The sequence below is a fragment of the Rhodococcus sp. NPDC003322 genome (assembly GCF_053589555.1).
The window spans coordinates 161,776-183,073 of record NZ_JBSFSC010000006.1; the positions used below are offsets into that span (position 1 = coordinate 161,776).

The window sequence follows — 21,298 nt, forward strand, 5'->3', positions numbered from 1 at the left end:
GAGCTCGAACATTAGCCCCGGATCCGGAGGTCGGTCAATGTCCACTGAGCGGGAAAAATGTTCTGTCCTTAAGCATTTCGGGTCGACCGTGATGTCACGTCGCGTAACTCGACCGTTGACAGACTAATAGTTTCAAGACTAATGTTCCGAACATCATCTCACGTCGATTACATGGAGAGGATCCATCGATGCCCGCACCTGAAGCGTTGAGCTCCGGCCCCCTCGCCGGCATGAAGGTTGTCGATGCAGACACCCACATCACCGAGCCCCCAGACCTGTGGACCTCGCGCGTTGCCAAGAAGGATCAGGAACGGGTTCCCCGTAAAGTCCGAGGCGAGGATGGCCGGGACACCTGGTACTACAACGGGGATGCCATCTTCGCGCGTCCGGCCGGCGCCGCGGCGGTCATCAAGAAGGACGGACAGAAGGAGTCCTTCTGGAACTGGAACCTCGAAGCAGGCCTTCAGTGGGACGAGGTGGACGTGGGATCGTACGACGTTCCCACCCGCCTCGAGCGCATGGACGACATGGGCATCTGGGCTCAGATCGTCTACCCGAACGTTGCCGGGTTCGGTGCGAACAAGCTGGTCAAGATCCCGGATCCGTCGCTGGCGCGGCTGATCGCCGAGACGTACAACACGGCGATGAGCGAGTTCCAGGAGGAGTCGGGCGACCGCTGCTTCCCCATGGGTCTGCTTCCCTTCTGGGACCTCGACGCGGCCATCGGTGAGGTGCAGCGTTGCGCCGACATGGGGTTGCGCGGCATCACGATGTGCAGTGAACCGCACGCAGGTGGGCTCCCGTCGCTGCTCGACAAGCACTGGAATCCGCTGTGGGAGGTCATCACCGACCGGGAGATGGTGGTGAACTTCCACGTGGGCGCTTCGGAGTTCGGAATGGAGGCGTTCTTCAAGAGTGCCTGGGAGGGACAGGGCGAGTGGCAGCGCACCCTCGTCGGATCCACCATGATCGAGCTGCACAACGCGAAGATCATGGCCAATCTCCTGACCGCCGACCTCTTCGACCGCTACCCGAAGATCAAGTGGGTGTCGGTCGAGAGCGGCATCGGCTGGATTCCCTACGTCCTCGAACGCCTCGAGTACCAGATGCTCGAGGCCCATGACGACCGCTACCAGATCACCTCGCCGACCCAGAAGTTCCGCGACCACATGTACTCGTGCTTCTGGTTCGAAGAGATGGCGCCCAGTCGTCTGCTCGACCGGATCGGCTTCGACAACGTGCTCTTCGAGACCGACTACCCGCACCCGACCTGCCTGTATCCGAACCCGGTCGAGCACGGTATCAAGGTGCTCGAGCCCTGGGGTCCGGAAGTCACCCGCAAGGTCATGAGCGAGAACGCCATCAAGCTCTACCGGCTGCCCGCCTGACCCGACACCACCAGCGAAGGAAGGTCGAACCACAGTGTTCGGAAAGACTGCGGTCGTCGGAGTGGGTGAATCGGCGTACCACCGGCCGGGACGCTCGCCCCACACGGTGGCCCAGATGGCGGCCACCGCTGTACGGAAAGCTGTCGAGGATGCCGGTCTGACGATGGCCGACATCGACGGCCTCGTCACGTTCACCACGCCGCTCGACAGCCGGTCGATGAATTCGGCCAACCTGGCTGCCTGGCTCGGCATCGACAACCTTCGCTTCTCGGCGAGCCCGACGAGCGGCGGCGGCAATCTCGGCGCCGCCGCCGTTTCGCTCGCCGATGCGGCGGTCAGTGCCGGCTACGCCACCAATGTCGTGGTGTACCGGGCACTGAAGCAGGAGGTGCGGTACGGCCAGAGTCACAGCGCGGCAATCGCCTCCGGTGAGGCCGCGTACAGGGTGCCCTACGGTCTCGGTGCACCCGTCGCGTTCAACGCGATCCTGTCGACGAAATACATGCATGACCACGGGATCTCGCAGGACGCCCTGGCGGAGATCGCGCTCGCGTCCTATGCGCACGCGCAGAACAATCCCCGGGCCATCATGTACGGCAGGCCGCTCACCCGCGAGAAGTACCACGACTCCCGGTGGATCGCCGAGCCGTTCCACCTCTACGACTGCTGTCAGGAGAGCGACGGGGCGTGCGCGGTCGTGGTGACCACCGCCGATCGAGCCGCCGACCTTGCGAAGCCGCCGGCGTACATCCGTGCCGCGGCCAGCGGGATGGAGCCGCACGGGGGGTACTGGGCGTTCAACGACGACGCCTACCCGAGCGGCCGATACCGCACCATCGGCGAGGATCTGTGGAAGCGGGCCGGTGTCCGACCCGAGGACATCGACGTGGCCCAGTTCTACGAGAACTTCACCGGAACCACCCTGATGGCGATCGCCGACGTCGGCTTCTGCAAGCCCGACGAGGTCGCGGACTTCGTCGCCGACGGCCGGTTGCAGGGCCGCAACGGCGGCCTGCCGATCAACACCAGTGGCGGCAACCTCGCCGAGGCGTACATCCACGGCCTCCAACTCGTGAACGAGGCCGTGCGCCAGGTGCGTGGGGAATCCGTCAACCAGGTTCCCGCAGTCGATCTGAGTCTGTCCGTCGCCGGCCCGGGCACTCCGCCCGGCAGCGCGATCCTGTTCTCTCGGGAGCGATCATGAGTGACAAAGCGCGGTACCTCCCCGACGGATTTCCGGTACCGGAGGTCACCGAGTTCAGCCGGGCATTCCACACCAGCGGAACGCTCGCCGTGCAGACGTGCAAGGCGTGCCGGTCCGTCCAGCATCCGCCGGGCGACTTCTGCTTCTCCTGCGGCGGTATGGAATTCGACTACGTCGAGACCGCCGCGCGCGGGGTGATCAGCAGCCACACGATCGTTCACCACGCGACGCACCCGCTGCTCGTGGACAGGGTGCCGTACAACGTCGTCATCGTCGAGCTCGAGGCGCACCCGCACGTCCGCATCGTCGGCAACGTCCTCGACGCGGCTGCCGACGAGGTCCGGATCGGCCGACAGGTGGTCGGTTGCTGGACGGCGCCCCTGGAACGGGTTGGCCAGGACCCGGTACGGCTGCTGCAGTGGAAGCTGGCGCCGTCCTGAATTCGGTGCGATCGGCGGGTGTATCAGTCCAGCGGGACGGATACACCCGCCGTTGCGGTGGGCCGCACAACCGTCCCGGTTCGGGACTCCGACGAAGATGAGAGAGGTCGTATCGGTGAACGACATCGAGCAGGCTGCACAAATCACGCTCGTGGCCAGCCTGTACGCCCGGCTGGCCCAGGCTGCGGACTTCGGGACACTCGAAGAGTACGGCGCGCTTCTCGCCGAGGACGTCGTGTGGGAGTACCCGGGCGTCGAGGCCAACAATCTGCCGGCCCAGGTGCGGCGAGGCCGCGGAGACGCGCTCACCGGTGCCCGGGAGCGGCGGGAGAGTGGACTCCAGGGTCCTGGTACCGGAACGCTCCATGTGGTCACCAACATTTCGGTGACACCCAACGCGGACGGGGAGTCGGCCACCTCGATGGCCTACTGGCACTTCGTGACCGGGCTCCCCGGTACTCCTGCGATCCGGTCGAGCGGTGTGTACCGCGACCGGTTCGTGCGCACCCCGCAGGGCTGGGTGCTCGCACATCGCCGAATCAGCACGAGCTGACGGCGACGTCCATTCAATCAGTTTCGAGAAGGGTGAGGCCCCAATGTCAGAAACCGAGAGCGGCCGCGGCGCAGTGATCGTCACCGGTGGTACCGGTGGAATCGGCGCCGAAATCTGCAGGAAGTTCGCCCAGGCGAGTAGCAATGTGGCATTCACCTTCCACAGCCGCCAGGAGGCCGCCGAGAAGCTCAGCTCGGAGATCGTGAACCTCGGGTCGACAGTGCGGGCGGACTCGCTCGATCTGGCGGACGCGGCGGCGACCGCACGCTGGGTCGAGGCGGTGTCCGAACAGTTCGGTGGCGTGCACACTGTGGTGCACGCGGCAGGCCCCCATATCCCGATGACCCACCTGTCGAAGGTGTCGCCGGAGCAGTTCGGCACGGCGGTGGACGCCGAGGTGAAGGCGTTCTTCAATCTGGTGTCCGCGGCGTTGCCGGCACTGCGGCGGTCGGAAGGCTCCGTGGTTGCGGTGACCACTGCGGCAACGAGCCGGTACCCGGTCCGCGACGGGATGTCGGCCGGACCGAAGGCTGCGGTCGAGTCGCTCGTGCGGGCGTTTGCGGCGGAGGAAGGCCGCTTCGGCGTTCGGTTCAACAGCGTGGGACCGGGCATGCTGGTCGACGGCATGGCCGATCGGCTGATCTCGTCCGGGGAGCTCGACGAACGCGCCCTCGAGGTGACGAAGGCAAACATCCCGCTGCGCCGATTCGGCTATGCCGCGGACATTGCGGAGGCGGTCCTCTACCTCGCGTCCGATCGGGCGAACTTCGTCACCGGTCAGAAACTGGACATCGACGGTGGCTACGGCGTCTGACCGGCGATTTCGTCAGGGCTCGGGTTGCTACGATGGGTCGCGGATCTCGAGCGATCGGGTTCGGTAGCGGCGGCATCGACGGAAGAGGAATCGATTGACGATGGCAAAGCGACCCTCCCCGCGCGCCGCGGTCTCCACGGAGGCCGGAGGTGACATCACCGAGTCCCTTCCGCTGACCGGGTACGCGACCCTCGGCCTGCTGTCCCCGAACGAATGGTCCACGGCTGTCGAGGTCCAGGACCGTGGGCATCAGCAGCTGCGGCACTTCTACTGGGCTCCCGCGCTCAGTCACGTCCGGCGGGAACTCAACAGGCTCGACGATCTCGGATACGTCGATTCCAGGGTGGTGCCGCAGGGCAGGGTGAAACGGACCATGAAGTACCGGATCACCGACCTCGGCTCGAAGGCGCTGGCGGAGTGGGCCGAACGGCCCGACTTCGACCCCCTCGTGATCAAGAACGCCGTCATCCTGCGGCTCTGGCTCGGGCGCCGGGCGGACAACGCGCACCAGGTCCTACAGGCACTGAAGCGGCACATCGAGCACGTCGAGGGCGAGTTGACGGCCCTCGACGAGGAGATCGACTCGAGTCGCGATCGGCTCGGGGAGCGCGAATCCGCCCGGACGGAGGACACGGACTCGGATGATCTGCAGGTGCTCAGGGTGCGCACGGCATGGCATCGCAGTGTGATGCAGTACTGCCGGCGCGGCTATGAGAACGAACTGCGTAACTCGGCGGAGCTTCTCGCCGAACTCGAGGCGATTGCCGACGCCGACGAGAGGTGACCTGCACCGGGATCCAGAGCCTCGGCCGGGATTCGTGGTGCCGCGAAAGACGTTATTGCGTTGCGTATTTCGGTGATTTATCGGGTTTGGGACGGGAATCTTACTCACACTCCCACTGGGTGGAAGTGTGAGTGGCGACACGGTGGTCGGGTTGGTGTGATGCAGGCGACGCCCTGGTGGTCCCAGGTGTGGTTGCATCCCCCTGACGATTCCTCCCGTGGCCGGTGTGGTCGACGCCGCGGTCGAGGCTGAAAGGATCTCGAATGGTCACCAATCCGAGTGACAGCAGCACGACGTTGCCGAACACCCCACCCGACGATCGAGCGGCGGACGAAGGCTGGTCTCTGAGGCTGGGGCTGTCTCTGGCGGCGATCGTGCTCGTGATCGAACTGTTGTCGGTCAGCTACATGATGGTGTCGACGGCGGTTCCGTCCTTGTCAGCCCACTTCCAGACCACGCAGGGTGCCTGGTTGCTGACCGCGAACTCGCTGGTGGGAGCGGTCGTCTCGCCCCTGGTCGGCAAACTCGCGGACATGTACGGCAAGCGGTTGATGATGCTCGCCTGCGTCCTGCTCGCCGGCGCGGGTGCGGTCGTGTCGGCGATCGCGCCGAGTTTCGCCCTCGTAGTGGCGGGGCGTGCGCTGTCGGGCCTGCTGATCCCCTGCCTGTTCCTCAGCTACTCGCTGATCCGTGACGTCTTCCCGAAGCGGACGATCGCACTCGCCGTCTCCATCACCACAAGTGGCCTGGGCCTCATCTCGATCGCAGCCCCGTTCCTGTCGGGGTGGATGATCGACAGCTACGGGTTCCGCGGGGTCTTCTGGTTCATGGCGATCGGTCTCTTGGTGCTCGGCCCGGCGATTGCGCTGACCACTCCGGAGTCGAGTCTGCGGTTGCGTACCCGGCTGGATCTCGTGGGAGCGATCCTGTTGGGTGGCGGCATCGCGGGTGTCCTCGTCGCGGTGAGCTTCGGTCCGTCCTGGGGCTGGACGAACGGATCGACTCTGTCCTACCTGGTGGGTGGGCTCGTGCTCATCGGCGCCTGGTACGTGTCCGCGCGGGTCGTGCGTGAGCCTCTGATCGATCTCCGTGTTCTCGGTCGGCGCCCTGTCTTTCTGACCACGCTGGGTGCGGGTCTCTGCTATGGCACGACCGGCCTGTTCACGGTGATCATGCCGATGATGGCCATGACGCCGGCGGCTCTCGGTCTGGGCTACGGCTTCGGCGTCAGCGCCGAGGGGTACGCGGTCTTTCAGGCTCCGATCGGACTGATGCTCGTGATCGGCGGTCTGGTCGTCGGCACGCTCGTCGGCCGTGACATGAGGCCGAGACTGCTGATGATCGCCAGCATGCTCATCACCGGGGTATTCGCCGTACTGGTCGCATTCGCGCTGGACAACAAGCCCCTGCTGATCGTGCTGGCGGCGCTGTTCGGGTTCGGCATGGGCATGGGGTTCGCGGTGATCCCCAACCTCCTCATCGAGGCGGTCCCGCCGGAGCTGCAGGCGAGCAGCGCGAGCGTGGTCGGAGTGTCGCAGGCGATCTTCCCCGCGGTTCTGCCGGTGATCGCGTTCGCGGTGATGAACAATTCGTACATCGCGCCGCTGTCGCCGGATGTCACCCAGGGATATGTGTTCTACGAGGAGACGGGCTATCAGATCGCCTTCTTCATCGTCGCGGCTGTGGCGGTGCTCGGTGCGCTCATCGCCTACCTGCTTCCGCGTCGGATCGAGCAGGTGAGCGTGCCGGATGAGCTGCGGTCCGCTGTGCACAGGGAGGATGGGGAGCAGGTCCTCGCACCGAGTTGATCTCCAGCTGAATGCGCCGGGCCGGTGGGTGGATCGGGCAGTCGATCCCCCCACCGGCCCGAGCTGTCGGGTGATCAGACCGGTGAGGCCGGCGACATTCCGGCACTCATGCCGCCGTCGACGACGAACTCGGCGCCGGTGGAGTAGCTCGACTCGTCGCTCGCGAGATACGTGATGAGCGAGGAGATCTCATCCGGTTCGGCCGGGCGGATCAGTGTGCTCGTGGCTCCGTCGAGGAACTCCGCGGCGGCTTCGAGTGCCGCGGCGATCATCGGTGTCCGGACGCCGCCCGGATGCACGGAGTTGACCCGCACGCCCCGATCGGCCAGTTCGATCGCTGCCGACTTGGTGAGTCCGGTGAGGCCGAACTTCGACGCGGTGTAGGCAGGTTGACCGGCCACACCACGGATTCCGGCGTACGAGGAGATGTTGACGACGGACGACGGCCGGGACTGCTCGAGCAGTTCCACGGCGACCGACATACCGATGAAGGGGCCAGTCAGGTTGATCGCGATGGTCAGGTCCCAGGCGGCGCGGTCGTAGGCGTCGAGCGGTGCGGCGCGCAGAATGCCCGCGGCGTTGACCAGGATGTTCAGCCGGCCGAACCGTTCTCGCGCAACATGCACCACGTCGCGCCACTGCACGTCGTCGGTGACGTCGAGGTGGACGAATGTCGCGCTCGGTCCCAGGTCCTCCGCCAGCGCCCGGCCGGCCCCGTCGGCGACGTCCGCGATCAGTACCTGTGCGCCCTCGCGTACGAAGGCCCGGCACGTGGCGGCCCCGATGCCCGATGCGCCACCGGTGACGAGGGCGACCTTTTCCTGCAATCTGTCCACGATGTCCTGCTTCCCGATCTCGGTGAATACTCCTTCGTGCGCGGTTGTACCGCGCACGAAGGGAAAAATCACGCGACGCTTCCGGCCAGTGGACGTTGCCGGATGAACGGCCTGTCCTTGCCTTGTAACCCGCTGTAGTGGAGCCACTTTCATTGACAGACAAACAGGCTGGAGACTAAAGTTCTGTGACCATGGACGCTCACCTCCTCTCCTCGATCCGGGTCGTCGAGATCGCCGACGAACAGGCGGAGTACTGCGGGCTGGTGCTCGCCGGGCTCGGCGCCGACGTACTCAAGGTGGAGCCGCCGGGAGGCAGTCCGACGCGGGAGATCGGGCCGTTCCACGGAGGCACCCCCGACCCCGAGGCGTCGCTCCACTTCTGGAACTACAACCGCGGCAAGCGGTCCGTCGTCCTCGATCTGGAGACGGTCGACGGCGCGAACGCGCTGCGGGAACTTCTCGCGAACGCGGACGTGCTGGTTGACTCCCGGCCGCCACGGGAGCGGATCGCCCAGCGTGCGCTGGGCATCGATCCGGAGGCTCTGCGCGCCGAGTTCCCTAGCCTGGTCATCGCCCGGATGACCCCCTTCGGGGAGAGCGGGCCGTGGCGAGACTATCGCGGCTCGGACCTCGTGCACCTGGCGCTCGGCGGACAGACGATGAACTGCGGATACTCGCCGCAGCCCGACGGCACCTACGACCTCCCTCCGATCGCACCGCAGCAGTGGCACGCCTACCACGTGGCGAGCGAGCAGCTGCTCATCTCGATCCTGGGTGCACTGGTCTACCGTCAGCAGTCCGGGGACGGTCAGATCGTGTCGTGTGCGGTGCACGACGCCACCGCGAAGAACACCGAACTCGACCTGATGAACTGGGTCATGCGGCACGCGCCGCTGCACCGGCAGACCGCGGTGCACGCGGGTGAGAAGATCTCGACCGGAACCAATCTCGTGCACACGAAGGACGGTCGCTGGTTCGTTCTCCTGCTGATCGGGAAGAACGACCGCACCAACCTGGTGCGGTTCCTCGAGAAGTACGGAATGGCAGCCGACCTGGTGGTCGAGGACTCCGCCGGAGGCGGGGGTGGACGGGCGATCCCGGGCAGCGAAGCCGCGAGCGAGGCCCACAACCACGTCGTCGAGGTGGTGCAGCGACTCTTCCGGCGCTTCAGCTACGAGACCGCCCCCTGGCGCGAGGCGCAGGAGGCCGGCATCATCTGTGTGCCCATCCGCAAGCCCGAGGAGAACCTCGAGGACCCGCACTGGCAGGCCCGCAAGACCTTCAGTGAGGTCGAGCATCCCGAGCATGGCGAGAAGTTCACCTACGTCACCAGCAAGTGGCTCTCCTCGGAGACCTCGTGGCGGCCGGGCCGACGCGCGCCCCTGCTCAACGAGGACGCCGACACCGTCGCCGAGTTCACCGCTCCCCGGGAGCCGAAGGCCGCGCCCAAGTGGCACCGTGGACGCCGGTCGGTTCACGGCAAGCCGATGGCACTCGACGGGATCCGGATCCTGGACTTCACGTGGTTCCTCGCCTCCGCCGGTGGTACCCGATTCCTCTCGGCCCTAGGTGCGGAGTGCATCAAGGTCGAGTGGGCCGCGAACCCCGACACCCGTATGGGCGCCATGGCACCCATCGGTGGCCGGGAAGCCCGCGCCGCGGCCACCGGACCGCTCCCCGGCGTCACGGACAGTGACATGGGTGGCCAGTTCAACAACAAGAATCCCGGGAAGCGCGGGCTCTCGCTCAACGTCCGCCATCCCGACGGGCTGAAGATCGCCCGGGAACTCGTGGCCGTCTCCGACATCGTGGCGGAGGGCTTTTCTCCGGGTGTCATGGAGAAGTGGGGGCTCGGATACGACGAGCTCCGTGCGATCAAGCCGGACATCATCTACGCGCAGCAGTCGGGGATGGGTACCGCGGGCACATACGGCAAGTTCCGCGCTGTCGGCCCGATTGCGGCAGCGCTGTCAGGGCTGACGGAGATGTCCGGGCTGGAGTCGCCCGCGATGCCCGCAGGCTGGGGCTACTCGTATCTCGACTGGATCGGTGCGTACAGCTTCTCGGTCGCGATGATGTCGGCCCTGCACTACCGGGACGAGACCGGGCGCGGTCAGTGGATCGACGCATCGCAGACCGAGACCGGAATCTTCCTGTCCGGCCTGGCGATGCTCGACCACACTGCGAACGGCGCCACCTGGCAGCGCACCGGCAACCGCTCCCCGAACAAGCCCGCGGCTCCGCACGGTATCTACCCGGCCGCCGGGGTGGACCGGTGGATCGCGATCGCGTGCTTCGACGATGCCGACTGGGCGGCACTGACGACGGTGGCCGGTGACGAGGAGTGGTGCCGCGACCCGCGGTTCGCCACCCTCGCGGGCCGGATCGCGCGCCAGGACGAACTCGATCGTCTGCTGTCGTCGTGGACCGCGGGCCAGGACCGCTACGAACTGATGCATCGACTGCAGAAGGCCGGTGTCGCGGCAGGCGTGTGCCAGACGGCTGAGGATCGGTGCGAGTCCGATCCGCAGCTTGCGGAGCTGGACTGGCTGACCGAGGTGACTGGCACCAAGATCGGCCGCTGGCCGGTCGCCGGTTTCCCGGCGAAGATGAGTGAGTCGCCGGCGCACGTCGGTGGGCTGATCGACCGCGGCGCCCCCTGCTATGGCGAGGACAACGAGTACGTCCTGGGGGAGATACTCGGGTACCCGACCACCGAGATCGCGCGACTGCGCGAGGACGGGGTCATCTGAGCCTGTCGCGACCCGATCCGTCGACAGGGCGAGGCCCGAGCGGTATTCCGCTCTGGCCTCGCCGTATTTGTTGCTACCCAACCTATCTCGACCATCCCCGAGTGTCGGGTCGGGCGTTCCCGCTCAGAGGAAGTTTCGTTTGGGCGACGGACGTGACGCTCGATACGTTGACGGACACACAGCCGCCCGGATCACCGCGGCGGGAGAGAACGGACGGTCCGGGCGCGTCCCGGTCGGTCCGCATCGCACGTCGCGAGAATCACCGAGGAAGGACGATTCATGGGATCGCTCCGTCGTACATCCGTTGTGGCCGTCAGCGTGTGCACCGTCGTGTTGACCGGTTGCGGAAGCACGGACTCCGATGAAGCCGCGTCCGGTGACCAGCCCTATCGGGTCCTCCTCACCGGCGGTATCAGCGCGCAGGGCGAGCTGGCCGCGAATGCCCAGACGTCGATCCTCGCGGCAAAGGCCGGCGCGCAGGTGCAGAACGAGGCGGGCGGAATCGACGGACGGCGGATCGAACTGACAGTCGTCGACGACGGCGGTGATCCGACGAAGGCTGTCACGGAACTCCGCAAGGCGATCAACTCGCAGAAGCCCGACCTCTACCTGAACTCGGGTCCGTCGTCGGTGAGCTCGGCGGTCCTCCCGATCCTGAACCAGAACGACATCCTCTCGTTCAACGTCGGTCCGACCGCGGATTCGGACGACCCGGCGAAGTTCCCGCTCAATTTCGACATCACGACGGTCGCGGGGGACCATGCTCGTGGCATCGTCGGCCACGCGAAGGCGAAGGGCTACAACGACATCGGCGTCATCCACGGCAGCACCGCCTACGGCGAGTTGTTCGGCGCCGAGATGGCGTCCGAGCTCGACGAAGCCGGGCTGAAGCAGGCGGGCAACGAGGAGTACGAGTACACGGCCCTTGACATGACGGCGCAGCTGCAGTCGCTCAAGAACGCCGGCGCCAAGGCGATCGCGCTCGATGCATACGGTGCGCCGCTGGGGTACATCCTGCAGAGCCTGCAGCGATTGAGCTGGGATGTGCCGCTGATCGGCAACCCGTCGGTCTCGAGCAGCTCGCTGATCACCAAGGAGCCCCCGAACGGCGTCCTCGGCACGCCCGAAGTGAAGAATCTCGTCACACAGGTCCTGACGAGCACGGTGTACGACTCGGGCAACGCGGCGGTGAACAAGATGGTCGACACCATGGCCTCGCTGGGTGCCATCCCGTCGACGCTTCTGCTGGCGTCGAACTACGACGCGTTTCCGCTCGTGGCGGCGGCCGCGCGGAAGGCAGGCACCACCACCGATGCCGAGCAGTTGGCGCGGGCACTCGAAGTAGATGAGGTGCAGGAGAACGCGAAGACGGCCTTTGTGTCGCGGTACCACTTCACGGCCGAGGACCACGGTCCGAACCCGACGCAGGACGAGCTGAAGTTCATCGCACCCGGTGGAATCGTGAACGGCCAGTTCGGCAACCCGGCCAATGGCGCCTCCTGATCCGGCATCGACGACAGCGCGCGATCCTCAGGGACGTGTACTTCGGTCGCGTGTGACGACTCGGCAGCCAACCGCCCAGAGGGAGTAGGAGAACCAGGAAATGTCACCACATCACGAATCCGGTGTCGCCAGTGGGCGTTCGGTCGACGGTGCGAGGCCGACGGCGGTGCACGCGGTCAAGTACTCGACGGCGACATCGAAGTTGTCGAGCACGTACGGGTTGTACTACACGTACCGCGAGCCGGACGGACCGATCACCTACGACTTCTTCTACTGGGTGATCGAGACACCCGGGGGAGTTGTGCTGTTCGACACCGGTTTCGATGCGGGTGAGGCCAGCCGGCGAACCCACGCCACCCCGATGCCCATCGCCCGTGGGCTCGAGGAACTCGGAATCTCGACGGACGACATTCGGACCGTCGTCCTCTCCCACCTGCACTACGACCACTGCGGCAACATCGACCTGTTCCCGAACGCCGAGGTTTTCGTTCAGCGTGCGGAGTGGGAGTTCGCTTACGGCCCGATGAGCGTGCGGGGCCAGTTCGCCTCCAACTTCTCGCAGCACTACCTCGAGCAGTTGCAGCAGGTCGACCGCGAGGGCCGGATCCGGCTCCTCGACGGTGACACCGTGCTGGCTCCCGGACTGGAGGTGATCCTCCTTCCCGGGCACACCGCGGGTCTGCAGGGGCTCGTGGTGGACACCGAGGGAGGCGAGCGGGTGGTCCTGGCGTCCGATGCCGGGGCCTTCTACGACACCTGGCGTCTGGACCGGCCCGTCGCCATCGTCGTTGACGTCCCCGACATGTACCGGTCATACGAGCGACTCCGTGCGCTGGAGGCGGCCGGTGCGACGGTGGTGCCCGCGCACGACTCCAAGGTCGGCCCCGACTTCGGCGAGCGGACGATCGACGACGGCGGTGGGGCGCTGCTCGCACTGGTCGCCGCAGCCACTGCCACGGCCTAGCACCGGGCACATCTATCCGAATATCACAATCGAGAGGGAACTTCTGATGAGCAAGACACTTGACGGACAGGTTGCACTGATCACCGGCGGCGGACGCGGATTGGGCCGGAGCATCGCGCTCGCCCTCGCCGAGCAGGGCGCGTCGGTGGCCATCGACGACGTGTACGTGGATGATGCCGGCGTGCGGGCGGCGGACGTGACGGCCAAGGATATCGAGGCCCTCGGCAGTGCGGCGCTGGCGTTGGCGGAGGATGTCACGACGAGCGAGGGCTCGCAGGCGATGGTGGATGCCACGATCGAGCGGTTCGGCAGGCTCGACATCCTGGTGACCTGCGCCGGCAACGCCGTCTACGGCAAGCTCCAGGACCTGGCCGTCGAGCAGTGGGACTCGCTGATGAACCTCCACCTGCGCGGCCACTTCCTCAGTTGCAAGGCCGCGCTGCCTCACATGCTCGAGCAGAACTACGGCCGCATCGTCACCGTCAGTTCCCGGGCCGCGTTCTTCCAGGTCCCGGCCAGCAAGAAGGAGTCGCCGGCCAGCAAGCCGGCGAGCACGGCGTACGCCGCCGCGAAGGCGGGAATTCTCGGATTGACGACGACTCTCGCCATCGAGACCTGGGATACGGGTATCACGGTGAACTCCCTGTTGCCCAGTGCGGCGACACAGCTCTTCCCCGGGCTCAAGCCCCGCCGGCTCGGCGGCGTGCCTGCCGCGGAGTCGATGGAGCCTGACGACGTTGCACCGATCGTGGCCTACCTGAGCACCCCTGAAGCAGCGGACATCAGCGGCAAGATCGTGTACGCCGCCGGCGGCGACGTGATCTTCTACTCCAACCCGCTCGACGTCACCGGTAGCCGGATGGTCCGCAAGGCCGGTCGCTGGACCGTCGACGAGCTGGCCCAGGTCGCTCCCGCGATGGCCGGCGTAGTGGAGGAGTGATGCGTCCGAGTGCGGATCGGGCACAGGATCGATCGTGTGATCCGCGCTCGGCAATCGTTGTGTCGGAGGGTGATCAAGCGGACGTCACGATTGTTGCCAATCGTTATGCATATGCACTCGACGATCGGAACTGGCCTCTTCTCGACGAGTTCTTCGCCGGGGACGCGGTCGCTCACTACGGTGACCGGAGCGACCCTCCGATCGTCGGGCGGGCAGCCATCGTTCGGCTGATTCGCTCCAACCTGGACGGGTGCGGGCCGACTCAGCATCTGATGGGGAACCTCTGTGTCACCATCGACGGCGACACGGCACAAACGGTGTGCAAGGCCCGTGTCTGTCACTTCGGGGCCGGTGAGCGGGCCGGGCTCGTCCCGTACGAGTGCTTCGGCGTCTATCGGCTCGACTTTCGTCGGACCACTGCCGGTTGGCGGGTCAGCGAACTGGTCCTCGAGGTGCATCACGAGATCGGCGACCGCACCGTTCTGGGACCTCGTTGACGTGGTGACTGTGCTGACCGAATGCGACGTGCACAGGTAATTCGATCGAGCTGGGCTGCGAGAGAGGAACGGTATGAAGGAATTCGAGGGCAGGGTCGCACTGATCACGGGTGCGGCACGGGGACAGGGCCGGTCACATGCGATCGCGTTCGCTGACCGTGGTGCCGACATCGTCATCTGTGACCGGTGTGAGGACAATGAGGTGATCGGCTATCCGCTCGCGACGGAGGAAGACCTGGCCGAAACCGTCCGTCTGGTGGAGGCGACGGGTGCGCGCTGCATCGCGGTGAAGGCCGACACGGCGGACCGGCCGGGGATGGACGAGCTGGTGCGCCGGGCCGAATCCGAGTTCGGCCGCATCGACATCGCCGTGGCGAATGCCGGTGTCGCGCTGATGGAACCCGTCCAGTCGATGACCTCCGCGCAGTGGAACGAAGTTATCGGATCGAATCTGACCGGTGTCTTCAATACGATCGGTGCCGTCTCACCCGGCATGATCGAGCGCGGTTACGGACGAATCGTCACGATCTCGTCGATGTTGGGACGGGCCGGGACCACCGGGGTGGTTGCGTACTCCGCGTCGAAGTGGGGTGTCATCGGCGCGACGAAAAGCGCCGCACTGGACCTCGCGCAGCACGGAATCACGGTGAATGCGATTGCTCCAGGCAACGTCTCGACCCCCATGATCCACAACACGGCGCAATACTCTGTCATGCGGCCAGACCTCGACGAGCCCTCGATCGACGATGTCGCCCCGATTTTCCAGAGTTTGCACGCCCAGCCGGTCCCATGGCTCGATCCGTTCGAGATCACCCGCGCCGTTCTCTTCCTCGCGGCAGACGGCAGCGCCCACATCAGCGGGATGGTTCTGCCGATCGACGCAGGCAACGCCGCACGCGTGACAGGCTGACCTGTGCTACTTCGGGCGGTGCGCGCGATCCGCGCGGATACGTTCCTGACGACAACTGCTCGGATCGGCAGTTGACCGAGCAGTTCTGATCGGTCCCTCGACTCGGATCAGGCATCTCCCGAGATCCGGAGGTGATGTTCGGTTCACGTCGACCGGTGTGGAGTTCGAGCGCATTGGTGAGATGAAAGGTCCGTGCTGTTAGCAGCTTTCACCGGCCATACCGTGTTCGAGTGGTATGAGCGCGAGGACGTGGTCGCCCAGTTCATCTGGATCACCGCCACGCCGATTCCTGATCTCCGCGAACTGGGGGTCTCGTCCGACGTCGCCGAGTTCGTCGGACGTGCACACCAAGAAGACTTCGAGAAGAACTTCGCCTCGGGTGTGCGGACGCGCATCGATTCGGCCAGCGCGGAGCGGCGACGCTCCTGGCCAAGCGTGTGCGCGGGGTGGCGGAGCTCGTGGCCGAGGGCCTCACCAACAGGGCGATCGCCGCACGCCTGGTGATCTCGCGCCGGACCGTGCACGGTCACGTCGAGCACGGAATGTCCAAGCTGGGGTTCTCGTCTCGCGCACAGCTTGCGGTGTGGATCGTCGAGCAGAGGAGTGCCTGGCCTCCTGGCTCGTCCAGTGGCACATGGGCGTGCCGGCTTCGGGCCAGTCACATGGCGCGTTGTTCCGCAGGCGAATAGGCGTGGTGCAGGATGGTCAGCGTACGGTCGTCACTTCCGAAGTGGTGCACCAGATCCCACAGTCGTTCGGTGAACCGTTGCGTAGACATTCCGAATCTGACGAACACTTCCGCCGCAGGGAGCTCGTAAGGGGCCCAGGTCACGGCAAACGTGATGAACTCTGCGGCGTCCCTTTGTGTTTCGCTGCCCGCATGGTGGAGCCGACGCTGGGTGGCTCGGTCGGTGTGCCCAATGGTGGAGTGCCGAAGGAGCGCGCTCGGCCGTCGGTTCACGGTGAGTTGAGATGTCATTGTCATGTCCTGTCTGACTTGTCGTCGGCACGGGGCTCCAACTCGTTGCGCATTCACTCGGCAACTGAAGCGGCTGAGGGGAGGACCTGGAGTGCGGTGAGACGGCGGCGGGTGTCAGTCGAGCGTGGGCGTTGGCTCATGGTCTGCCAGATGGCGCCGGCAGCCATCCGGACCGGGGCTGCGGCGCGGTGATCGAGATGCATGCGAGGCGAGGGCCCGCAAATGGAAATGGCTGCGACCGGCCTGCCGGGCGGGCCGATCGGCGCGGCAAGGCAGCTGAAACCGCGCAGAGCCTCACCGCTTTCCATCGCGATTCCGCTCTCACGCACCCGGGTCAACTCTGGCCGGTGGTCGTCCGATGCGGAGTTCGCGAAGGCCAGCAGGGCCCGGCCGACGGCGGATTTGCAGGCCGGCAGGCGCCCTCCGACCCGTGTCGGTACGCTGGTTCCCAGCACGCCGCCGATCTTCTCGACGTACACCACGTCGTGTCCATCCAGCACGCCGAGGTGTACGACCATGCCGGTGATCCGATGGAGTTCGTGCATGAGCGGCTGTGCCGCCCGATGGAGTGTGTCCTGCTGTAGTGCCAGGGAGCCCAATTCGATGAACCGGAATCCGAGTTGATAGGTGCGGTCGGTTCGGCGCAGCCATTGCAGCATCACCAGGCGGTTGAGCATCCTGTGGATCGAGGACCGCGGGATACCGGTGCGATCGACGATCGCGGACAGGGTGAGCGATTCCCCGTCTTCGAAGGCGCTGAGAATCAGTGCCACGCGATCGAGGACGCTGGAGGGCGACTCCTCGGTGAGCAGTGTCGCATTTGTTGTCATGAGCATCTCCTGACCTGAACGAATCACCGAACCGAAAACTTCCAGACTGGAAGAGTGTGGTCAGTTAGGTGTTCCGGAATGGAAGTGTGTCACAGCTCTGTCGGTTTGTGAAGTGAGGCACAGGGGAGGGTTCGCCTGTCGCTGGTCACAGCTTCGCCCACCGGTGCCGTGTGGCTCATCCATCGGTGACGATGAGGAGAGTGCCGGCGTCGTGGTCTTCCCGCTCAGCGAGAAGTTGTCAAGGTCGATTCCGGGAAGTCGAAATAGCCTGTCATCGGCCAGAATTGGTCGCATCAATTCGAATCTGGAGGAAGTTGCCATGCCAGTACCTGTCGTTGACACCTCGACGGTCCTGCCGGCCGAGGTCGATGTGGTCGTTGTCGGATCGGGTGCCGCTGCGCTCACCGGAGCGTTCACCGCCGCCGTGAACGGACTGAGCGTTCTGGTACTCGAGAAGACACGACACCTGGGCGGTACCTGTGCTTATGCGGGCGCGGGTCTGTGGTTTCCAGGTAATCGGGTATTGGCTCGCTCCGGGGTGGACGACAGTGCGGAAGCTGGTTTGACCTACTTGAAGTCGGTCGTCGGCGATCGCACGCCGAGCGACGTCCAGGAGGCATTCGTCGGCACCGGCGCAGAGGTGGTGGAGTTCCTCGAGGACAGGGGGCTCGAGTTCCAGTACCTGCCGTTCCCCGACTACTACGATGCGCCGGGGCGGGCCAAGCCGACAGGGCGGTCGATCTGCCCCAGCCCGATCGAAGGAAGCTCCCTCGGTGCCGGGCTCGAGTACCTCCGTCCGACGACCGGCGCCGACAAGTTCGACGTGGACGAGCCCCGTGACGTGCTCACGGGGGGGCAGTCGCTGATCGGCCAGCTGCTCCTTGCGTTGGACAAGACCGGCAACGCCGAGATCCGAGTCGAAAGCCCGATGGAGTCGCTCGTTCGTGAGGGTGACACGGTCGTCGGTGTCGTGGCAGCCGGCGGCCAGACGGTCCGTGCGCGCCGCGGCGTTCTGGTCGGCGCAGGCGGATACGACAACGATCCGGTGCGCCGCAGGGAACTGCACGACGTGCCCACCACCAACTGGACGTCGTGCCCGCCCGGTGGCAACACGGGTGATGCGCTCGAGGCGCTTCAAGCAGTGGGTGCGGCTGTGGATCTGCTGGACGAGGCATGGTGGTGCCCGGGCATTCTCTTCCCGAACGGCCGGGCGGCGTTCCTGCCGATCGTTCGCGGTGGAATCTTCGTCGGGCCCGACGGACGACGCTTCACCAACGAGTCGATGCCGTACGACCAGGCCGGGCACAACATGTTGGCGAAGGTTCGAGAGTTCGGCCAGGACAGCGAGTTCTGGTGGGTCTTCGACTCCAGCAAGGAGGATGCGCCCGGCGTCTGCGTCCCCAGTCTCGTTGTGGACGAGTTCGTCGGAACCCCCTACCTGCGAAGCGCAGACACTGTCGAAGGGCTCGCCGCCGAGATCGGCGTTTCGGTGGACGGGCTCCGCGAGACGATCGAGCTGTTCAACAAGAACGCGAGCATCGGCATCGACACGGAGTTCCACCGCGGCGAGGACGACTACGATCTGCATTTCGGTCAGGGCGAGGGCCCGAACTCCCAGCTCATCCCGATCGAGCACGGTCCCTTCCGTGCCGTGCGAGTTGTTCTGAGCGATCTCGGCACGAAGGGCGGTGCCGTCACCGGCGCCTCCGCTGAGGTTCGTGACACCGATGGAAACACCATCAACGGGTTGTACGCAGTGGGCGGCTCCGCATCGTCGGTCGCCGGCAACGTCTACCCGGGACCGGGTACGCCGATCGGCTCCGGAATGGTGTTCGCTTACCGGGCGGTGAACGCGATGCTCGCTACAGATGCCTTCACTGTCAGCGAGGACGCCGCAGTCGGTTCCTGACCTCCGGTCACCGCAGAACAGGCATGGGATACCCCGGCAGGCGACGGTCTGTCGGGGTATCCCATATGGGGTCGAAGTCGAGGTCCTTCAACCGAGGTCTGCCGGCGCCCACCCTGTGGGCTGCTGCCTTCCAGATCTCCACTGCACGAAGCCGGAACCGATGGCGTGGCCCGGATGCGGGCAGCGCCCTCGTCGACGTTGACGAAGTACTCCGGCATCGCGAAATGGACGTAGTGGAAGTGGGCCGTGAGATCGACGACATTGTCGACGATCTCACGGCTGTGCGAGGTTTCGATTCTCACGTTCATGCGATGGGCGGTACCCGGCATGCATACGGGATGTTTGCGCACATGCCGCTTCCTTCCCACTCCCAGGCGGGGAACGGGAAGGAAGCGAAGCGGGTGGGGATTGCAGGCCGCGGGACAGCAAGACCACAATGCCGTGTGGCCCAGATCTACTGGCCACACGGCATTTCGGGGAAGGTGGGCACCGCTTGGGAGCGAGGTGCCAGTCGTCCGCGGCGGGCGGCGCTGCGATCACATCACCTGGTCCACCCGCCCTGGTACGGGATAAGTGCGTGCCGAGATCGGGATCTTCCCATCCGAGACCAACTCGTCGATCCGGCGGCGCAGTGTGGCGCACGTTCGGGTGAGGGCACCGGATTCGACCTGGCTCTGTCTCGCCAGCTCCGGGCACCGACGGGATGGTCCGGCCCACTGGATGCTGGTGTGTTCGGCACTGTACTTCTCCACCAGGAGCTCAGATGAGCACGTCGAGCACGTCACTTTGTTCAGCATGATCTCGTCTCGTTCAACATCGATTCGATTCCGCAGAGGGCGGAAGTCCGCTACGGCAACATGGCCTTCGGCATCAGGCCGGCCTGGTGATGGCCCCAGTAGCTGTCCGCCGTGATCTCCTCGGTGGAGTACGAACTCTGGTCGACCCGCCGCCCGCCTGTCCCGAACTCGAGGTCCCACCCGCCCGGTGCGCGAACGTAGAACGAGACCATCTTGTCGTTGGTGTGCCGGCCCAGGGTGGATGTGATCGGGTAGCCGGCTGCCTTCACCCGGTCATAGGCCTGTCCGACGGCGTCGAGCGTGTCAACCTCCACCATGATGTGAATCAGCCCCGGATCCTGCAGCCGGACCACCGGTGCCAACGCGAGGCTGTGGTGACGTTCGTTCACTCCCAGGAACTCGAAGCGCGAGACGGCCGACCCTTCGTCGCCCGGAAGACGGAACGACCCACGCGGGTAGAACCCGAGCACTTCGGTATAGAACGCGAAGGCGGCCGGTGTGTCGGGTGCGGGAAGCACCACGTGACCCAGTCCCTGGTCACCGGTGATGAAGGTGGCTCCGTACGGCGTGACCACGGGGCTGTGGTCCAACACGGCGCCGTGAAAGATCTCGACCGTCGTGCCGCCGGGATCGACAAAAGTGATGGCGTCCCGGACACGCCGCTCGTCGACCTCGCTCTGTGAAAGACGCTTGTACGGCACCGAGGCAGCTGCGAGGCTGCGTTCGACACTCTCCAGGGCTGCAGGATCGGCGACCTCCCATCCCACCTCCGTCACACGGTCGTCCGTGCCGGGCACGACTGCGATGCGATGGGACCGTTCATCGACTCGGAGATATAGTCCGTCCGGATCAGGACCTGTCCCCTCGGCAAAGCCGAGTACCTCGAGTGCGAACGTGCGCCAGACATCCAATTCGGTGGTCTGGACCCGGACATACCCGAGCCCCTTGATCAGGGTCGAGTGGTTGTCAGTCATGTGTGTCTCCTTTGCTCGTCGCGTATCAGTCGGTGAGCTTCACGCGACGTTCACCCCGGGGCTCGGTTCGGCCTGCGACGGAGTGTCGATACGCTTTGATTGATCCGGCATCGTCGCGGGCGACACAGCGGGGGAGCATCATCAGCCACGATGCACCTCTGCCGCCTGCGTTCGAGGTCGAATGTGCCTACATGTAAAGCGGATCCGTCGAGTATTCCAACGGTGCTTCCCGTTCGGTGGAAGCAGGACATGGACGATCACACGACGGGGGCCGGGCCCGGAAGCTGCACCACGTGTATCCGCCCGGCCGGGACATTGAGGCCCCTCAGTGCGGTCGCGAGCGTCTCGGTGAATCCGCGTTCGCCGCACACGTAGATCTCGCGGTCGCGATACGGACTTGCCATCGACTCGAACT

General features: G+C 65.5%; 19 protein-coding genes and 2 pseudogenes. 16 read left to right on the forward strand and 5 right to left on the reverse strand.

Annotated features, from left to right (window positions below):
• Positions 1–188 precede the first annotated feature (188 nt).
• From ACWDUM_RS23265 to ACWDUM_RS23295, 7 genes are all read left to right on the forward strand, one after another.
• The gene (locus ACWDUM_RS23265; protein ID WP_450135801.1) at positions 189–1,388 is read left to right on the forward strand and encodes an amidohydrolase family protein; all 1,200 of its coding nucleotides are present in this window, start codon (positions 189–191) and stop codon (positions 1,386–1,388) included.
• A gap of 115 nt (positions 1,389–1,503) precedes the next feature.
• On the forward strand, positions 1,504–2,592 hold the full coding sequence (locus tag ACWDUM_RS23270; RefSeq protein WP_450135802.1) for a thiolase C-terminal domain-containing protein: 1,089 nt from the start codon (positions 1,504–1,506) through the stop codon (positions 2,590–2,592).
• Positions 2,589–3,032: a Zn-ribbon domain-containing OB-fold protein gene (locus ACWDUM_RS23275; RefSeq protein WP_450135803.1), complete on the forward strand. Its 444-nt coding sequence runs from the start codon at positions 2,589–2,591 to the stop codon at positions 3,030–3,032. The genes ACWDUM_RS23270 and ACWDUM_RS23275 overlap by 4 nt, the downstream gene beginning before the upstream one ends.
• A 115-nt stretch (positions 3,033–3,147) precedes the next feature.
• On the forward strand, positions 3,148–3,585 hold the full coding sequence (locus tag ACWDUM_RS23280; RefSeq protein ID WP_450135804.1) for a nuclear transport factor 2 family protein: 438 nt from the start codon (positions 3,148–3,150) through the stop codon (positions 3,583–3,585).
• Positions 3,586–3,628: 43 nt separating this feature from the next.
• Entirely contained in the window at positions 3,629–4,399 is a 771-nt protein-coding gene (locus ACWDUM_RS23285; protein ID WP_450135805.1) for an SDR family NAD(P)-dependent oxidoreductase, read from the forward strand.
• 100 nt (positions 4,400–4,499) lie between these two features.
• Entirely contained in the window at positions 4,500–5,183 is a 684-nt protein-coding gene (locus ACWDUM_RS23290; protein WP_450135806.1) for a hypothetical protein, read from the forward strand.
• 263 nt (positions 5,184–5,446) lie between these two features.
• Positions 5,447–6,991 (forward strand): MFS transporter, encoded by a 1,545-nt coding sequence (locus tag ACWDUM_RS23295; RefSeq protein ID WP_450135807.1) that lies wholly within the window; start codon positions 5,447–5,449, stop codon positions 6,989–6,991.
• 74 nt (positions 6,992–7,065) lie between these two features.
• Here ACWDUM_RS23295 and ACWDUM_RS23300 read toward each other — a convergent pair whose 3' ends face one another.
• On the reverse strand, positions 7,066–7,827 hold the full coding sequence (locus ACWDUM_RS23300; RefSeq protein ID WP_450135808.1) for an SDR family oxidoreductase: 762 nt from the start codon (positions 7,825–7,827) through the stop codon (positions 7,066–7,068).
• A gap of 191 nt (positions 7,828–8,018) precedes the next feature.
• Here ACWDUM_RS23300 and ACWDUM_RS23305 point away from each other — a divergent pair, with 191 nt between their 5' ends.
• From ACWDUM_RS23305 to ACWDUM_RS23340, 8 genes and pseudogenes are all read left to right on the forward strand, one after another.
• A complete protein-coding gene (locus tag ACWDUM_RS23305) occupies positions 8,019–10,580 on the forward strand; it encodes a CoA transferase (protein ID WP_450135809.1) in 2,562 nt (853 codons plus the stop codon).
• A 279-nt stretch (positions 10,581–10,859) separates the two neighbouring features.
• Entirely contained in the window at positions 10,860–12,083 is a 1,224-nt protein-coding gene (locus tag ACWDUM_RS23310; protein ID WP_450135810.1) for an ABC transporter substrate-binding protein, read from the forward strand.
• 100 nt (positions 12,084–12,183) lie between these two features.
• The gene (locus ACWDUM_RS23315; RefSeq protein ID WP_450135811.1) at positions 12,184–13,047 is read left to right on the forward strand and encodes an N-acyl homoserine lactonase family protein; all 864 of its coding nucleotides are present in this window, start codon (positions 12,184–12,186) and stop codon (positions 13,045–13,047) included.
• A 46-nt stretch (positions 13,048–13,093) separates the two neighbouring features.
• Positions 13,094–13,987, forward strand: a complete 894-nt coding sequence (locus ACWDUM_RS23320) for an SDR family NAD(P)-dependent oxidoreductase (RefSeq protein WP_450135812.1) — start codon at positions 13,094–13,096, stop codon at positions 13,985–13,987.
• On the forward strand, positions 13,987–14,484 hold the full coding sequence (locus ACWDUM_RS23325) for a nuclear transport factor 2 family protein (RefSeq protein ID WP_450135813.1): 498 nt from the start codon (positions 13,987–13,989) through the stop codon (positions 14,482–14,484). The genes ACWDUM_RS23320 and ACWDUM_RS23325 overlap by 1 nt, the downstream gene beginning before the upstream one ends.
• A 73-nt stretch (positions 14,485–14,557) precedes the next feature.
• Positions 14,558–15,394: a mycofactocin-coupled SDR family oxidoreductase gene (locus ACWDUM_RS23330; RefSeq protein WP_450135814.1), complete on the forward strand. Its 837-nt coding sequence runs from the start codon at positions 14,558–14,560 to the stop codon at positions 15,392–15,394.
• A 192-nt stretch (positions 15,395–15,586) separates the two neighbouring features.
• Positions 15,587–15,898, forward strand: a complete 312-nt coding sequence (locus tag ACWDUM_RS23335; RefSeq protein WP_450135815.1) for a hypothetical protein — start codon at positions 15,587–15,589, stop codon at positions 15,896–15,898.
• A pseudogene (locus tag ACWDUM_RS23340) lies at positions 15,820–16,083 on the forward strand (response regulator transcription factor); the annotation flags it as partial. The gene ACWDUM_RS23335 and the pseudogene ACWDUM_RS23340, both read left to right, overlap by 79 nt.
• A 343-nt stretch (positions 16,084–16,426) precedes the next feature.
• Here ACWDUM_RS23340 and ACWDUM_RS23345 read toward each other — a convergent pair.
• Positions 16,427–17,209: an IclR family transcriptional regulator gene (locus ACWDUM_RS23345; RefSeq protein WP_450135816.1), complete on the reverse strand. Its 783-nt coding sequence runs from the start codon at positions 17,207–17,209 to the stop codon at positions 16,427–16,429.
• A gap of 313 nt (positions 17,210–17,522) precedes the next feature.
• On the opposite strand from ACWDUM_RS23345, the gene ACWDUM_RS23350 reads away from it, so the two are divergent.
• The gene (locus ACWDUM_RS23350) at positions 17,523–19,112 is read left to right on the forward strand and encodes an FAD-binding protein (protein WP_450135817.1); all 1,590 of its coding nucleotides are present in this window, start codon (positions 17,523–17,525) and stop codon (positions 19,110–19,112) included.
• A gap of 185 nt (positions 19,113–19,297) precedes the next feature.
• Here the strand turns inward: ACWDUM_RS23350 and ACWDUM_RS23355 are convergent.
• The 3 genes and pseudogenes from ACWDUM_RS23355 to ACWDUM_RS23365 form a co-directional block, all read right to left on the reverse strand.
• Positions 19,298–19,390, reverse strand: a pseudogene (locus tag ACWDUM_RS23355) (hypothetical protein); the annotation flags it as partial.
• Between the two features lie 569 nt (positions 19,391–19,959).
• Entirely contained in the window at positions 19,960–20,883 is a 924-nt protein-coding gene (bphC, locus tag ACWDUM_RS23360) for a biphenyl-2,3-diol 1,2-dioxygenase (RefSeq protein ID WP_450135818.1), read from the reverse strand.
• 257 nt (positions 20,884–21,140) lie between these two features.
• Entirely contained in the window at positions 21,141–21,287 is a 147-nt protein-coding gene (locus ACWDUM_RS23365) for a hypothetical protein (RefSeq protein ID WP_450135819.1), read from the reverse strand.
• Positions 21,288–21,298 lie beyond the last annotated feature (11 nt).